15 protein-coding genes are annotated in these 15,606 nt (G+C 61.1%); 3 read left to right on the top strand and 12 right to left on the bottom strand.

The window, feature by feature from the left end; all coding sequences use genetic code 11:
* Positions 1 to 2 precede the first annotated feature (2 nt).
* Complete coding sequence (locus SC318_RS00470; RefSeq protein WP_320429210.1) at positions 3 to 587, bottom strand: PA_0111/PP_0108 family redox-active disulfide protein; 585 nt, start codon at positions 585 to 587, stop codon at positions 3 to 5.
* Positions 553 to 1,317 (bottom strand): SURF1 family protein, encoded by a 765-nt coding sequence (locus SC318_RS00465; protein WP_320429209.1) that lies wholly within the window; start codon positions 1,315 to 1,317, stop codon positions 553 to 555. The genes SC318_RS00470 and SC318_RS00465 overlap by 35 nt, the downstream gene beginning before the upstream one ends.
* Before the next feature lie 32 nt (positions 1,318 to 1,349).
* Between SC318_RS00465 and SC318_RS00460 the strand changes: the two genes are divergently transcribed.
* Positions 1,350 to 1,553, top strand: a complete 204-nt coding sequence (locus tag SC318_RS00460) for a twin transmembrane helix small protein (protein ID WP_320429208.1) — start codon at positions 1,350 to 1,352, stop codon at positions 1,551 to 1,553.
* A gap of 6 nt (positions 1,554 to 1,559) precedes the next feature.
* Here the strand turns inward: SC318_RS00460 and SC318_RS00455 are convergent, their stop codons facing one another.
* From SC318_RS00455 to coxB, 4 genes are all read right to left on the bottom strand, one after another.
* On the bottom strand, positions 1,560 to 2,447 hold the full coding sequence (locus SC318_RS00455) for a cytochrome c oxidase subunit 3 (RefSeq protein WP_320429207.1): 888 nt from the start codon (positions 2,445 to 2,447) through the stop codon (positions 1,560 to 1,562).
* A gap of 35 nt (positions 2,448 to 2,482) precedes the next feature.
* A complete protein-coding gene (locus tag SC318_RS00450; protein ID WP_306491033.1) occupies positions 2,483 to 3,034 on the bottom strand; it encodes a cytochrome c oxidase assembly protein in 552 nt (183 codons plus the stop codon).
* Positions 3,035 to 3,181: 147 nt separating this feature from the next.
* Entirely contained in the window at positions 3,182 to 4,768 is a 1,587-nt protein-coding gene (gene ctaD / locus SC318_RS00445; protein WP_124384481.1) for a cytochrome c oxidase subunit I, read from the bottom strand.
* Positions 4,769 to 4,826: 58 nt separating this feature from the next.
* Positions 4,827 to 5,954, bottom strand: a complete 1,128-nt coding sequence (coxB, locus tag SC318_RS00440; RefSeq protein ID WP_320429206.1) for a cytochrome c oxidase subunit II — start codon at positions 5,952 to 5,954, stop codon at positions 4,827 to 4,829.
* Positions 5,955 to 6,323: 369 nt separating this feature from the next.
* On the opposite strand from coxB, the gene SC318_RS00435 reads away from it, so the two are divergent.
* A complete protein-coding gene (locus SC318_RS00435) occupies positions 6,324 to 6,971 on the top strand; it encodes a hypothetical protein (protein WP_320429205.1) in 648 nt (215 codons plus the stop codon).
* A 129-nt stretch (positions 6,972 to 7,100) separates the two neighbouring features.
* On the opposite strand, the gene SC318_RS00430 is transcribed toward SC318_RS00435, so the two are convergent.
* The 6 genes from SC318_RS00430 to SC318_RS00405 form a co-directional block, all read right to left on the bottom strand.
* On the bottom strand, positions 7,101 to 8,645 hold the full coding sequence (locus SC318_RS00430; RefSeq protein WP_320429204.1) for a SulP family inorganic anion transporter: 1,545 nt from the start codon (positions 8,643 to 8,645) through the stop codon (positions 7,101 to 7,103).
* Positions 8,646 to 8,731: 86 nt separating this feature from the next.
* Positions 8,732 to 9,463: a carbonic anhydrase gene (locus tag SC318_RS00425; protein ID WP_065886757.1), complete on the bottom strand. Its 732-nt coding sequence runs from the start codon at positions 9,461 to 9,463 to the stop codon at positions 8,732 to 8,734.
* A 229-nt stretch (positions 9,464 to 9,692) separates the two neighbouring features.
* On the bottom strand, positions 9,693 to 10,751 hold the full coding sequence (locus SC318_RS00420; protein WP_320429203.1) for a PA0069 family radical SAM protein: 1,059 nt from the start codon (positions 10,749 to 10,751) through the stop codon (positions 9,693 to 9,695).
* A gap of 70 nt (positions 10,752 to 10,821) precedes the next feature.
* Positions 10,822 to 12,120, bottom strand: a complete 1,299-nt coding sequence (locus tag SC318_RS00415) for a c-type cytochrome (RefSeq protein WP_320429202.1) — start codon at positions 12,118 to 12,120, stop codon at positions 10,822 to 10,824.
* A 12-nt stretch (positions 12,121 to 12,132) separates the two neighbouring features.
* Positions 12,133 to 13,917, bottom strand: coding sequence for a GMC family oxidoreductase (locus SC318_RS00410; RefSeq protein WP_320429201.1), 1,785 nt, complete (start codon positions 13,915 to 13,917; stop codon positions 12,133 to 12,135).
* A gap of 2 nt (positions 13,918 to 13,919) precedes the next feature.
* Positions 13,920 to 14,672 carry a gluconate 2-dehydrogenase subunit 3 family protein gene (locus tag SC318_RS00405; RefSeq protein ID WP_320429200.1) on the bottom strand — a complete coding sequence of 251 codons (753 nt, stop codon included), beginning with the start codon at positions 14,670 to 14,672 and terminating at the stop codon, positions 13,920 to 13,922.
* A 270-nt stretch (positions 14,673 to 14,942) separates the two neighbouring features.
* On the opposite strand from SC318_RS00405, the gene SC318_RS00400 reads away from it, so the two are divergent.
* Positions 14,943 to 15,593, top strand: coding sequence for a dual specificity protein phosphatase family protein (locus SC318_RS00400; protein ID WP_320429199.1), 651 nt, complete (start codon positions 14,943 to 14,945; stop codon positions 15,591 to 15,593).
* The last annotated feature ends 13 nt before the right edge of the window (positions 15,594 to 15,606 follow it).

Here is a 15,606-nt window from a genome sequence, read left to right as displayed (position 1 = left end):
CCTTATCCGATGTTCGACAGTTTCAGCAGCAAACGCAGGTCGTTGAGCAAATCCTTGCCGCTGGTCTTGGCGTCGTAGCGCAGCACCAGGTTGCCGTGGGGGTCGACGATCCACAGGTGCGCATCGCCAGGCGCGGCGGCATTGCGGTTGAAGGTCGACAGGTCCAGTGAGTAGCGCTGCAATTGCGGGTACTCGGCCTTGAGCTTGGCGTCGTAGTCGGCGCCGACCGGCTGCGCACTGGCCAGCGCGTGGCTGGCACGGGAGGCATCGCGGCCCAGGCCGATCTGCAGCTGGCGCGCCAAGTACACCAGTTGCTGGCATTCGGCGGCGCAGGCGCCGGGCGCAGTGACCAGCAATTGCCAACGGTCCTCATCGGCCTGCACGCCGATATCGGCGCGGGTCTGGCCGTTACCGATCATTTCACCGTGATAACTGCGGCTGTCCGGCACCCAGAACTGCAGCTTGTACATAAAGGTCGCCAGCACCATCGGGCCGACCACCATCAGCAGGATCAGGATCAACTGCCAGCGGCCTTTACGCCGGTCTGGCGCCTCAGACAGGTTGAGTGGATTCATGGCGGCTCCCATGCGGCTTCTCCTTTGCGTTGTGCCATCCGAGGTAGAGGTAAAGCGCCAGCAGCGCCAATGACATGGCAAACCACTGCACCGCATACCCCAGGTGTTTTTCCGGCCCCATGGCGACCACAGGCCAGGTGGTGTCGTACGTGCCGGGGCCCGCTTCGGCGCGCAGCTCGTAGGCGAACCCGTTGCGGCCCAATTCCGTCCACAGAGCGGCGGGGTGCAGCGCGGTCAACAGGCGTGGCCACTGGGCGGTGGCCGGGTCGACATGCAACTGGAAGGTTTCGCCGGGGGCGACGTACACCCAGGCAACCAGATTCACCGGCTGATCCGGGGTGGTGAAGGCCGGGGGCGTGCGGCGGTCAGGCCAGGGCAGCCAACCGCGATTGAGCAACAACCACAGGCCGCTGGCCTGGTCATGGAAGGGCTGCAGCAACTCGACACCGGCCCTGCCGTCGCGCATGCGGTTGTCGAGCCACACGCTGTGGTCGGCATCGAAGCTGCCGCGCAGATGCACCCGGCGAAACGCGGGATCGGCACTCGCCTCAAGCTGCTCGCTGCCCATGGGCTCGGCGGCGCGCCGCTCTGCGTAGGTGTCGACCAATTGCTGTTTTTCCTGGCCGCGCGACAGTTGCCAGAACCCCAGGCCGATCATCAACGGCAACAGCATCATCACCACCAACGTGGGCGCGATGCCGGGCCGGAAGCGCTGCCAGGCAGTGGCTATACTGAATTTCATTGCCCCCTCCCACTAAAGCCCGGAGCCCGACCATGCTCAAAGCCGTCATTGCCCTGATGCTGATCGCGACCGTCGCGAGCCTGTTCAGTGGCTTATTCTTTTTGGTCAAGGACGAGGGCCACTCCAACCGCCTCGTCACCGCCCTGACCGTGCGTGTCGTACTGGCCGTCATCACCGTGGGGCTGATCGCCTGGGGCTTTTTCAGTGGCCAACTGGTCTCGCACGTGCCGTGGTAGAACGGCTCACAGCACATACACAAAGAAAAACAGCCCGATCCACACCACATCCACGAAGTGCCAATACCAGCTGGCCGCCTCGAAACCGAATTGGTGCTCGGCATTGAAATGCCCCTTCACGATGCGCATCAGCATCACAAACAGAATGATCGTGCCGATGGTCACATGGGCGCCGTGAAACCCGGTGAGCATGAAGAACGTCGCCCCGTACACGCCCGAACCCAGCGTCAGGCCCAACTCTTTATAGGCGTGGATGTACTCCTCGGCCTGGAAGCCGAGAAACGCCAGGCCCAATAGCACGGTGACCGCCAGCCAGATCTTCAGCGCGCCGCGATGGCCTTTGCGCAGGGCATGGTGAGCAATGGTGATGGTCACGCTGGAGCTCACCAGCAAGATGGTGTTCACCAAGGGCAGGCCCCACGGGCTGATGGTGCCTTTGGGCGCCGGGTACAGCTTGGGGTCCGGGTTGTTCAGCAAGGGCCAGGCGAACTCGAAGTTGGGCCACAACATGTGCGCGATGCCCTTGGGGCCCTCACCCGCCAGCCATGGCCCCGCCCAGGTGCGCACATAAAACAGCGCGCCGAAGAACGCGATGAAGAACATCACTTCGGAAAAGATGAACCAGGTCATGCCCCAGCGGAACGAGCGGTCCATTTGCGCACTGTACAAACCGGCGCGACTTTCCTTGATCACCGCACCGAACCAGCCGAACAGCATGTAGGCCAGCAACAGGCCGCCGACGAAAAAGATCCAAGGGCCGTGGGATTCCGGGCGCAAGGCCTTAAGGTCGTTGAACCAGACGGCCAGTCCATACACGGTGACCAACAGACCAATCGTGGCAATTATCGGCCATTTGCTTTGCGCTGGTACGTAATACGTATCATGAGTCGACATGTATTCGCTCTCCTGATTGAGCGGGCAAACAGTAGCTAGCCGCCGCTGCGGGCCGCCCCTGGCGGCTGGCGCGCGGTGATATCAAACAGCGTGTACGCCAGGGTCAAATGCTTCACATCCTTGGGCATGGCGCGATCGACGATGAAGCGCACCGGCATTTCGATACGTTCGCCTGGCTGCAGCACTTGCTGGGTGAAGCAAAAGCACTCGGTCTTGTGGAAATACATCGCCGCTTCAGCGGGAGAAATGCTCGGCACCGCCTGGGCAGTCATCGGTTTGTCGGTCGGGTTGTAAGCGACGAACAGCATCTCGGTCACCGCACCCGGGTTGACCACCACCTCGTCAGCCTTGGCATAGAAATCCCAGACCATATCGATGGCATTGGTGGACAGAAACTGCACCCTTACCTGGCGCGACGGGTCGACGACCTGCTCGCCCTCGTACTGCCCACCCGTCTTGCCGTTGATGCCGAAGGCCTTGCACATCACGTCGTAGATCGGCACCAGGGCAAAACCGAAGGCGAACATTGCCAGCACCAGGATCAGCAGGCGGGTGACCAGGCGCTTGAGGGGCACGGAGTCAGCCATGACGCCCACCCCAGGTGAATGAAATCAATGTGGGAGGGGGCTTGCCCCCGATGGCGGTTTTACAACCCATGATGGCGGTGGCTGACACACCGCTATCGGGGGCAAGCCCCCTCCCACATTGCCTGCATTCGCAGCGCCGAAAGGTATTCATTTCACCTCCGGCGGCGTGGTGAAGGTGTGGTACGGCGCAGGCGAGGGCACGCTCCACTCCAGGCCTTCGGCGCCATCCCACGGCTTGGCCGGTGCGGGCGGGCCGCCGCGGATGCACTTGATCACGATAAACAGGAAGAAGATCTGGGTAGCGCCGAACATGAAGGCGCCAATGGACGAGACCATGTTGAAGTCGGCGAACTGCAGGTTGTAGTCCGGCACCCGGCGCGGCATGCCGGCCAGGCCCACGAAGTGCATCGGGAAGAACGCCATGTTCATGCCCACGAAGGACAGCCAGAAGTGCAGCTTGCCCAGGGTTTCGTCATACATATGGCCGGTCCATTTCGGCAGCCAGTAGTAGGCCGAGGCGAAGATGCCGAAGATCGCGCCGGGCACCAGTACGTAATGGAAATGCGCCACCACGAAATAGGTGTCATGGTACTGAAAGTCCGCCGGCGCGATGGCCAGCATCAGCCCCGAGAAACCGCCGATGGTGAACAGGATCACGAAGGCCACCGCAAACAGCATCGGCGTCTCGAAGGTCAGCGAGCCTTGCCACATGGTGCTGACCCAGTTGAACACCTTGACCCCGGTAGGCACCGCAATCAGCAGGGTGGCGTACATGAAGAACAGTTCGCCCACCAGCGGAATGCCGACCACGAACATATGGTGCGCCCACACGATGAACGACAGGAACGCGATGCTGGCCGTGGCGTAGACCATCGAGGTGTAGCCGAACAACGGCTTGCGCGAAAAGGTCGGAATGATCGAGCTGACGGCGCCGAATGCCGGCAGGATCATGATGTACACCTCAGGGTGGCCAAAGAACCAGAACACGTGCTGGAACAGCACCGGATCACCACCGCCCGACGCGCTGAAAAAGCTGGTGCCAAAGTGGATATCCATCAGCATCATGGTCACGCAACCGGCCAGCACCGGCATCACCGCAATCAGCAGGAACGCGGTGATCAGCCAGGTCCACACGAACAGCGGCATCTTCATCAGGGTCATGCCCGGTGCGCGCAAGTTGAGGATGGTCGCGACCACGTTGATCGCGCCCATGATCGAACTGATGCCCATCAGGTGGATGGCAAAGATGAAGAAGGTCACGCTTTCCGGCGCATAGGTGGTAGAGAGCGGGGCATAGAACGTCCAGCCGAAATTCGGCCCGCCACCCGGCGTGAACAGGGTCGAGACCAGCAGCAGGAACGCCGCCGGCAGTAGCCAGAAGCTGAAGTTGTTCATGCGCGGCAGGGCCATGTCCGGCGCGCCGATCATCAGCGGAATCATCCAGTTGGCCAGGCCGACAAAGGCCGGCATCACCGCGCCAAACACCATGATCAGGCCATGCATGGTGGTCATCTGGTTGAAGAACGCTGGCTGCACAATCTGCAGGCCGGGCTGGAACAGTTCGGCGCGAATCACCATGGCGAACGAACCGCCCAGCAGAAACATGGTGAAGGCAAACCACAGGTACATCGTGCCAATGTCTTTATGGTTGGTGGTCAGCACCCAGCGCATCAAGCCTTTCGCGGGGCCGTGGGCGTGGTCGGCGTGGCCATGGTCATCGATCACAGTGCTCATGACCGTTCTCCTGCAAACGAGTGGGCGGGGCGGGTCTGGACGCAGGCAAGGATGGCTGTCATTTGCTTTCTGCCTGTTTGATGGCCAGCACGTCTTTGGGCGTGACCATGTCGCCTTTGTTGTTGCCCCAGGCATTGCGTTCGTAGGTCACGACAGCGGCGATGTCGACCTCCGAGAGTTGTTTGCCGAACGCGGCCATCGCGGTACCCGGCTTGCCGTGATACACCAGGTTCAGGTGATCAGCGGCAGGGCCGGTGGCGATCTTCGAGCCCTTGAGCGCCGGAAACATCGGCGGCAGGCCCTGGCCTTCAGCCTGGTGACAGGCCACGCAGGTGGTGTGGTAAACCTTGTCGCCGCGGGCCACCAGTTCGTCCAGCGTCCATTCCTTGGAGGTCAGCTCCTTGAGCTTGGCCGCCTCTTGCTTGCGCTCGCCGAGCCAGGTGTCGTAGTCGGCCCTGGACTTGACCTCGACCACGATGGGCATGAAACCGTGGTCCTTGCCGCATAGCTCGGCGCACTGTCCGCGATAGATGCCGGGCTTCTCGATACGGGTCCAGGCCTCGTTGACGAAACCGGGAATGGCGTCGCGCTTGACCGCGAAGGCCGGCACCCACCAGGAGTGAATCACATCAGCGGCGGTCACCAAAAAGCGCACCTTCGCGCCCACCGGCAGCACCAGCGGCTGGTCGACCTCCAGCAGATAGTGCTCGCCCTTGGTGGCCTGGTTATGGATTTGCTCGGCGGGTGTGGCGAGGTTGCTGAAGAACTCCACGTCCTGGCCCAGGTATTTGTAGTGCCACTTCCACTGATAGCCGGTGACCTGGATATCGATATCCGACTCACTGCTGTCGTAGATGTTGATCAGCGTCTTGGTGGCTGGAATGGCCATGGCTATCAGAATCAGCAGCGGCACGACGGTCCAGAGAATTTCCACTGTGGTGCTCTCGTGGAACTTGGCCGCTACCTGACCGGTTGACCGACGATGCAGGATCATCGACCAGAACATCGCGCCAAACACCACGATGCCGATCACCACACAGATCCAGAAAATGGTCATGTGCAGGTCAAACACGGCGTGACTGACTTCAGTAGCCCCTGGCGCCATATTCGTTGTCCAGGCCGCGTGGGCCTGGCCGAATACTGACCACAACAGTAAGCCCATCCAAACGTGTGGATGTCGCGTCATTGCGGGTTCCCCTTTATGTTTCTTGTTATCCCGCCGGTTTGCACCTGCGGCGAAGGGAGCGGCTTCCATACTGCTTACAACCGCCAAGCCTTGCCTGCTTCATGCAGTTGGGCGTCATCAGCTAATTGCGTACAAATCCGAGTATAGACAGCCGTAGCGACCCCGCAATGTGTAGGGGCGAATGAGTGAAAACAGACGGATGGGCCCAATAAAATCGGTTGCGGAATCGTTTATCCGACGAACGATGGCAATCCGATATAACGTCTCCGTATAACCATGAAATAATTATGACAAATGCGTCTTAAGCGCTCGTATAAACGAGCTACCTTATCCTCTCCCTTTTCCTACGCCTGCATGACTGGAGCCTTCATGAACACCGCCGCATTGCGCGAGCAGATTTCCCGTGCCCATCAACACGAAGCCACGACCGGCCAACTGGCCCAGCAACTGGAAAAACAATTGCCGCACCTGCATTCGGCCATTTCCCTGGCCGAGGGTGATCGCAACATTGTCATGACCCGCTTTGTCACCGCGTACATCGACCTCGTCCCCGATTTGCTCGAAGCCGCCAACGATGTGGCTCGCGAAGCCGGAATCGAAAGCCAGATCAAGCCAGTGCTGAAAATTGCCGAGCATTTCTTCCTGCAACCGCCGGCGATTCTGGCGGGCCACGAAGGCCTGGATGGCCTGTTGGACGAGGCCTACCTGGCCCACCGTCTGGTGGAGGAGGTCAACGACCTGTACATCAAGCATTTCGGCCAGCCGCTGATTCCGGCGGATACCACCGTCGCCAACCTGATTGCCCACCAATTGATCGGTGAGAACTTTGCCAATCAACTGGATGAGGCCGTGCACCTGGCGGTGGATGAGATGCTTAACGAGGAGAGCTTTGCCCTGGAGTCGGTCGAGACCTATCGCGAACAGCTGAAAAGCCCGCAGACGGAAGCCGCGTGGAAGCGCTGGCCGTGCCTGTCGCGCCAGCTTGGGGTTGAACTGGCGCTGGATCAGCCCGTTTAAATCTCGAATCAAACGTAGAACCAATGTGGGAGGGGGCTTGCCCCCGATTACGGTGTATCAGCCAAAGAGATTTCGACTGATCCACCGCTATCGGGGGCAAGCCCCTTCCCACATTTTTATCCGGTTTGGTCAGGTGGAGGGTGCGGAGCCTATCCCCGTAGTGGTCCTTATCCGACCTTCCAACCGTCGCTTCAACCCACGCGCCTCGATCACCAGGTTCGAGCCCTTGGCCGCATTGGCCCTTCCCCATTCTTCCAGTAACTCCAGGCAGGAGTGGTCGATATAACTCAGGTTATTGAGCGGCACATGCACGGTGGTTCCCGCCGGCACCGTCGACAGCACCTGGGTCAACGCCGGCACTTTCAGGAAGGTCGCCGCACCGATCAGTCGCAACTCCATCTCGCCGTCCCGGGGCAGATCGATCAGGCTGACTTTCAGCCGCGATGCCTTGAACGCCAGCTTGACCAGCGTCAGCCCAAAGCCCACCAGCACACCGGTCAGCAGGTCGGTGAAGATGATCGCCAACGCGGTGGCCGCGTAAGTGAACATCGGCATCCGGCCATAACGCCCCAAGGCCTTGAACGCCTTCACGTCCACCAGCTTGATCCCGGTATACACCAGCACACCCGCCAGGCTCGCCACCGGAATGCTCTGCAGCACGCTCGACAGCAGCAGCACGAAGCCCAGCAGCCACAGGCCATGGAACATCGCTGACAAGCGCGTGGTAGCGCCTGCCTGGACGTTGGCCGAACTGCGCACAATCACGCCGGTCATCGGCAACGCACCCACCAACCCGCAGAGCATGTTGCCCACGCCTTGAGCGGACAGTTCCTTGTCGAAATCCGAACGCTGCCCGCTGTGCATGCGGTCAACCGCTGCGGCGGACAGCAGCGTTTCAGCGCTGGCGATGAACGCGACGGCGAATGCGGCGATCAGCAACTGCGGGTCAGCCAGGTTGAGCAGGTCGCTGGGGCGCAGCCAATCGATGGCATCGGACAGGTTTTCCGGCACTTGCACACGCTTGACCTGCAATGCCAGCACCAGGCTGGTCACCGTCGCCAGGCCCACGCCCAGCAAAGCCCCTGGCACGAAGCGCAATTTTTGCGGGCGCAATTTATCCCACAGGTACATCACCAGCATCGTGGATAAACCGAGCAAGCCCGCCTGCCAGCCAAGCCCGCCGCCAAGGGTGGGAATCGCTTCGATCAAGGCTGCCGGGAAGCCCGCCAGGTTATCCAGCCCCGAAGGCTTGGGCGCACCGTCGAGCATCACATGCACCTGGGACAGCACAATCAGTACGCCGATCCCCGCCAGCATCCCGTACACCACCGCTGGCGCCGTCACACGGAACCAGCAGCCCAGGCGCAGGCGCCCGGCCACCAACTGCAGGAAACCCGCCAGCAACAGGATAGGCCCCAGCATCAGCATGCCATGCTGGCGCACCAGCTCGAATACCAACACCGCCAACCCGGCGGCAGGGCCACTGACCTGCAGCGGAGAACCCGCCAGCCAGCCCACCACCAGACCGCCGATGATCCCAGTGATCAAGCCCTTGGCCGGCGGCATGCCGGACGCGATCGCGATGCCCATGCACAAGGGCAGGGCGACCAGAAACACCACCACGGAGGCGAGCAGCTCCCGAGGCAAAACAGCTTTCAATTGAGCAGCACGCATGATGACTCTCCCGAGGCATTCGCCGGGCGCGGTAAAGCCTGGCTGCGTCCATGGCAGCCACCGCTTTACCCGGCAGGGAAGTGTGTTTAGAAGCGCGCTTTAGGCGTCGCGGATGGAATCGGACCTTCGCCGCCCAACGGTCGGAACGCCGACTGGTCCGCGTCGTAGGCTCGGATCTCGCTGGTTTCGATGTTGTAGATCCAGCCGTGGATAAACAATTGGCCGTTGGCCATGCGCGATGCCACGGAAGGGTGGGTGCGCAAGTGCTGCAACTGGGCGATGACGTTCTCTTCGGTCAGCACCTTCATGCTCTCGCCTTCACTGGCGCAGTCGCAGTTGTCGTGGACCATGGTCTTGGCCACTTCGGCATGACGCAACCAGGCCTTGACCGTAGGCATCTTCTCAAGGCTGTCGGGATTGAGGACCGCACGCATGGCGCCGCAATCGGAATGCCCGCACACGATGATGTGCTGCACGCCCAGTGCCAGTACCGCGTACTCGATGGCCGTGGACACACCGCCGTTCATCTGGCCATAGGGTGGCACCACGTTACCCACGTTACGGGTCACGAACAGATCCCCAGGCGAGCTTTGGGTGATCAGCTCAGGCACGATGCGCGAGTCGGCGCAGGTGATGAACATCGCGCGCGGGCTCTGGGCCGTGGCCAGTTTCTTGAAAAGCTCTTCCTGCTGGGGGAAGACGTCGTGATGAAAATGCAAAAAGCCGTCTACGATGTGCTGCAGCGCTGCATCGGCGGTTTCCGCCACCTGAGGGGCTGAAGCCGACGCAGCCAACGGCTGTTTATCCTTATCACTCATGATTCATCCTCTTGATCAATGCAGGGGAAGTGTTCAGGTCAGTTCGACGCCTGGGTAGTGGAATAGTTGGAAAAGCTCCACCGGCCAGGGCGCCGACTCATTGGTCACTCGTTGAACAAGGTACCCATCGAAACTTAACTCAAACTGAATGAACCGCTCTAGATCGCGGGTTTCAGTGATGTCAAAACGCGACTATTCCTACAGGCATTTCGCATTTATCCTGTTCAGTCTACAACAATGCCATTTGCCTGCCCGGTGGACAAAACGCCGTGCAATCCAGATCGAAGCCTTCACGGCGATTGAGCCCCAGACGCTTGATCGCCTTGCTGAAACGCTGCGCGAGCAAATCGGCAAAAGGCCCTTCGCCGCGCATGCGCACGCCGAAGCGGCTGTCATACACCGCACCACCACGCACCTGGCGTACCAGGCTCATCACATGGGCCGCGCGCTGCGGGTAATGCGCCGCCAGCCACTCTTCGAACAGCGGCGCCACCTCCAGCGGCAGACGCAGCATCATGTACGCGGCACTCTGCGCACCTGCGGCATGAGCCTCGGCGAGCAGGCTTTCCAGTTCGCTGTCGTTGATCATTGGAATCATCGGTGAGCACAGCACGCCGACCGGAATACCCGCTTCGCGCATCACCCGTATCGCCCGCAAGCGCGCCTTGGGCGCCGCCGTGCGCGGCTCCAGGATGCGCTTGAGTTCATCGTCCAGGCTGGTGAGGCTGATCATCACGGCGACGAGGCGTTGCCTGGCCAGCTCGGCGAGCAGGTCCAGGTCGCGCAGAATCAGGGAGCCCTTGGTGATGATGGTCACCGGGTGCCGATAGCGCAGCAGCACTTCCAGGGTTTGCCGGGTGATCCTGTATTCGCGCTCGATGGGCTGGTACGGGTCGGTATTGGAGCCCAGGTTGATCGGCGCGCACACGTACCCCGGCTTGGACAACTGTTGCTCCAGCACGTCGGCGGCGTTGCTCTTGGCGATCAGCCTGGTTTCGAAATCCAGCCCCGGCGACATGTCCCAATAGGCGTGGCTGGGCCGTGCATAGCAGTAGATGCAGCCATGCTCGCAGCCACGATACGGGTTGATCGAGCGATCGAAGGGCAGGTCCGGCGAGTTATTGCGGGTGATGATGGTCTTGGCCGTTTCGATACGCACTTCGGTGCCCTGGGTGGGCGGTACTTCCTGAAACCAGCCGTCGTCTTCGGCCACGCTGACGGTAGGCGCGAAACGGTTATGCAGGTTGGTGGCCGTGCCCCGGCCACGGGGTGGCAGTGCGGTGGTCATGAAAGCGCCTCGATACTGTTTTTATATACAGTATCGAGGCGCGAGGTTTATGACCAGTGCCGTTTGGCGGTCAGTGCTTTTGCGTGACCTGCCCCAAGTCGTCACCCGAGGTGGTGCGCATGTCGCTCTTGCGCAGGTCCGCCACGTCACTGGCACTCACGGGCGCGCCCTGGTTGCCCCAGCTGCCGCGGATGAAACTGACCACGTCCGCCACTTCCTGGTCCGACAGGCGCCAGGCAAATGCCGGCATGGTGAAGGTCGACGGCGCGGCGTGGGTTGCCGGCAAGGTGCCGCCGTTCAACACGATGTTGATCATCGACGTGGCATCCGCCGTCTGCAGCACCGGGTTGCCCGCCAGCGCCGGGAACACCCGCGTGTAACCTTGCCCATCGGTCCGGTGGCAGGCCGCGCAGTTGTCGATGTACACCGAGGCGCCCGGCTTGCTGTCATCGCCCTTCCACAGCGCCTGGGCCACTTGCTTGTCGTACTGGTGCGGCTGATCCTTGGGGTCCACCGCCGGCAGGCTTTTGAGGTAGCGGGCGATAGCGGTCAGGTCGTCTTGGGACATGTACTGCATGCTATGCACCACCACATCGCTCATGCCGCCAAACACCGCACTGCGATCACTGCGCCCGGTCTTGAGGAATTGCACCAACTGCTCTTCGCTCCAACCGCCGAGGCCGTCCTTGTGATCGCCGCGCAGGCTTTTCGCAATCCAGCCCTCCAACGGCGCGCTGCCGGACAGAAATGCCTCGCCGTCAGTGGCGCTCAGGGCTTTTTCCTGCATGGTCAGGGCGCGCGGGGTGTGGCACGCACCGCAGTGGCCGAGGCCTTCCACCAGGTAAGCGCCACGGCTGACCACAGGGTCGGCGGCGGCTTGTGCCGGATGCTCTTCAACAGCCGGCGCAAACATCCAGCGCCACGCCGCCAGGGGCCAGCGCATGCTTAACGGCCACGCAATATCGCTGTCCTTGTTCTCCTGGGCCACCGGCTCGACGCCTTTCATGAAGTAGACATACAACGCCTGCATGTCGCTGTCGCTGACACGCGCGTAAGACGGGTAGGGCATCGCCGGGTAAAGCGTACTGCCGTTCTTGGCGACGCCATGGCGCACGGCCTTGTCGAAGTCTTCGAAGCTGTAGTCGCCAAGGCCGGTCTTGTCCGGCGTGATGTTGGTGGAATAAATCACCCCAATGGGGGTTTCCATCGGCAGGCCGCCGGCGAATGGCTTGCCGCCCTTGGCGGTGTGGCAGGCCACACAGTCACCGGCGCGGGCCAGGTATTCACCTTGCTTGATCAGCTCGGCTTCAGCCGCGCTCACCGAGCAACTGCTGAACAGCGCCAGAGAGGCGATAACGAGTGCTTTCATGGTCATCGCTCCTTATGCCTGAACCAGCGGGCCGGGGTTTTTCAGGTATTGCTCGCGGATCGCACGGGCCGACCAGTAGGTCAGCGCCGCCACCAGACCGGTAGGGTTGTAGCCCAGTCCTTGTGGGAAAGCGGACGCCCCCGGGACGAACACGTTGTGCACATCCCAGCTCTGCAGGTAACGGTTCAGCGCGCTGGTTTTCGGATCGGTGCCCATGATCGCGCCCCCGTTGAGGTGGGTCGTCTGGTACGCCGCGGTATTGAAATGCTCACCGACTTTCTTGCCCAGCACCGCAATGGCCTTGGGGTTCATGGCCTGGGCGACCTTGCCCATTTTTTCCATCATGAAGCGGTTCATCTTGATGTCGTTTTCCTGCCAGTCGAAGGTCATTCGCAATAGCGGCAGGCCGTGGGCATCGCGGTAAACCGGGTCCAGATCGAGGTAATTGCCCCGGTAGGACTGATGGGCACCGTGGGCGTCCATCGACACCTGGTGGGTGTAGTAGTCGGCGGTAGCGCGCTTCCACGCGCTGCCCCAGGCCGGCGTGCCCGGCGGGTTGGAAGTGCCGGCAATCGGCCGGCTGCCCGCCTGGTTGACCCACATCGGCGAACCGCCCACGAAGCCGTGGGGGCCGTGATCAAAGTTGTCGGCGTTGAAGTCATCGATGGCCACGCCATTGCCACCAGCGCCGATGAAGTTGTTGGTGTGGGTGTCCTTGTCGAAAAACACCTTGATGGTGCCCATGTTCTGGTAGGCAAAGTTGCGGCCCACCACACCTTCGTTGGTAATCGGGTCGTAAGGCTTGCCGATGCCCGACAGCAGCATCAGGCGCACGTTGTGGAACTGGAACGCGCCGAGGATCACCAGGTCCGCCGGCTGCTCGCACTCGCGGCCCTGGCCGTCGACATAGGTCACACCGGTGGCTTTCTTCTGGGTGCTGTCGAGGTTGACCTTGAGCACATGGGAATTGGGCCGCAACTCGAAATTCGGCACCTGGCGCAGCGCCGGCAGGATGTTCACGTTCGGCGACGCCTTGGAGTACATGTAGCACACGTAGCCACTGCAAAAACCGCAGAAGTTGCACGGCCCCATCTGCGCACCATAAGGGTTGGTGTAGGGCCCCGAGGTGTTGGCTGACGGCAGGTTGTAGGGTTTGTAACCTACGTCTGCCGCCGCTTTCTGAAACAGCTGTGCGGAGACGGTGTTCTTCTGCGACTCCAGAGGGAACGGGTTCGAGCGATCCGGTGCATACGGGTTACCGCCACGACCTTCACCCACCAACTGGCCTTTGACGGTCCAGGCCTGGCCGGACGTGCCAAAGACTTTTTCCGCGTAGTCGAAAAACGGCTCCAGCTCTTCGTAGCTGACCCCGAAGTCCTGGATGGTCATGTCCTTGGGAATGAAATGCTTCCCGTAGCGTTCCTCGTAGTGGCTGCGCATGCGCAGCTCGATGGGATCGACGCGAAAATGCACGCCCGACCAGTGCAGGCCGGCACCGCCAACACCATTGCCCGGCAAGAAGGCGCCAAGCTGACGGTTGGGCAGGGCGACGTCATTCACGCTGTGGCGAATGGTCACCGTCTCCTTGGAGATGTCCTGGAAGAGTTTTTTACGCACGCTGTAGGTCAATTCGTCGATGACCTGGGGATAGCTGCCGTCCGGGTAGGTGTCCTGCATCGGGCCGCGCTCGAGCGCGACCACGTTGAGGCCGGCTTCGGTCAGTTCCTTGGCCATGATCGCGCCCGTCCAGCCGAAGCCCACGATCACCGCGTCTACTTTCTTCATGATGGTCGCCACGGTTATGCCCTCTCGCCGCGAATGGAAACAGCCGGAAAGGGGTATTGCTCGTTGCGCTCCACCCAGTCCATGAAATCGGCGCGAGCGCCAGGGAAACCGATCATGGTCCAGCCGACCATGCCTTTATTGCCACCGTGAATCGGGTCGCAGAAGAAGCCTTCCTTGGTGTTCTGCAACAACAGGTTGAAGAACATCTTGGCCGGCACCGCCTCGAAGTGCGCGCTCACTTCACTGCCTCCCGCCTCCAGGCGGCGCAACATATCGTCTCGGGTAGCGCTGTCTTGCGCAGCAAAAGCCTTACCGTTGAACGCCTTCGACCACGCATCCGTCGCGGCGATACCCAGGCGATAGATCTCTTTAGGCACCAATTTGCTCTGCCAGCCCATTTCCGGCGCGGCATCGGCGTTGAACGGGCCTTGCATGAACCACAGCGCGCCACTGGCGTACGGCGTGTTCATCTGACGGTCGATGTACTCCGCAGCGCCGGCTTCCAGAGCACCTGGGCCCTGGGCATCGGCGGGGATCAAACGCTCGACGGCAGCGTTGATGAACGCCCACTCCTCGGCGGTGAAGTAGGTTGGCTCATACGCCTTGTCACTGACCGCGGGCTTGGCGGGCGCCGCTTGGGCAGGCTCGGGTGTCGCCATCAGCATCGAACCGCCAAGGCCGGTGCTGGCAACCGTGACCACCGGGATCAAGGTCAAGGATTTGCGTAGAAAGTCACGCCGGGGGTTGTCTTGATCTTGATCAGACATGGGTGCACCTCATCATGTGGTCACGGATTGATCAGCCGCTTCTGGGAGCAGCGTGATGATTTGCCAAGCAATGGGATCCAAAGTTACGGCACTGTGGCAAACAATAGTTACAAATGATAGCAGGCTAAGCATTGAGAGGCTGGCCTCGGTGACAAAAACACCGGATCAGACCCAAGGGTTCACGATTCTTTGACGAGCACCTCACACCTCATTCACCCCCCGGGGACGACTCTGTGCGCCATCAACATTGCCCTGATCGGTCACGTCCCCATGTTCAAGATTCGCTTGCTGCCGGCCCTTGGTTTGGCATTGATGACCCTGTTGACCAGTGTCGACGCCCACGCGCAAAGCGCCTCCTCGATTCGCTCGCCTGAGTGGGCGCAGCCGGTAAGCGATCAATACAACCTGCACCAGATGACGCCCACGCTCTACCGCAGCGCTTTGCTCGACGGTGACGCCGTGCCGGTGCTGGAGAAATTGAAGATTGGTACGGTGATCAACTTTCTGCCGGAGCCTGATTCGCCCTGGCTGAAGTCATCGGGTATCAAAGAGGTGCAGATCACTTATCGCACCAACCATGTCGAAGATTCCGACGTGCTGGCGGCGCTGCGGGCGATTCAACAGGCTCAGGCCAGCGGCCCGGTGTTGATGCACTGCAAGCATGGCTCTGACCGCACAGGGTTGATGGCCGCGATGTACCGCGTGGTGATTCAAGGATGGAGCAAGGAAGAGGCGCTGAACGAAATGACCCTGGGCGGCTTTGGCAGCAGCAACGGCTTCAAGGACGGTGTTCGCTACATGATGGGGGCCGATGTCGACAAGTTGCGCGCAGCCCTGGCGAACGGCGACTGCAGCACCAGCGCGTTTGCGCTGTGCTCGATGAAAAGCTGGATCACTACAACGGTCAAGGACAGCAAGTGACTGCAACGGCGGG

The sequence above is a fragment of the Pseudomonas sp. MUP55 genome (assembly GCF_034043515.1).
Taxonomy (GTDB): Bacteria; Pseudomonadota; Gammaproteobacteria; order Pseudomonadales; family Pseudomonadaceae; genus Aquipseudomonas.
This window is presented reverse-complemented; position numbering and strand designations above follow the sequence as displayed.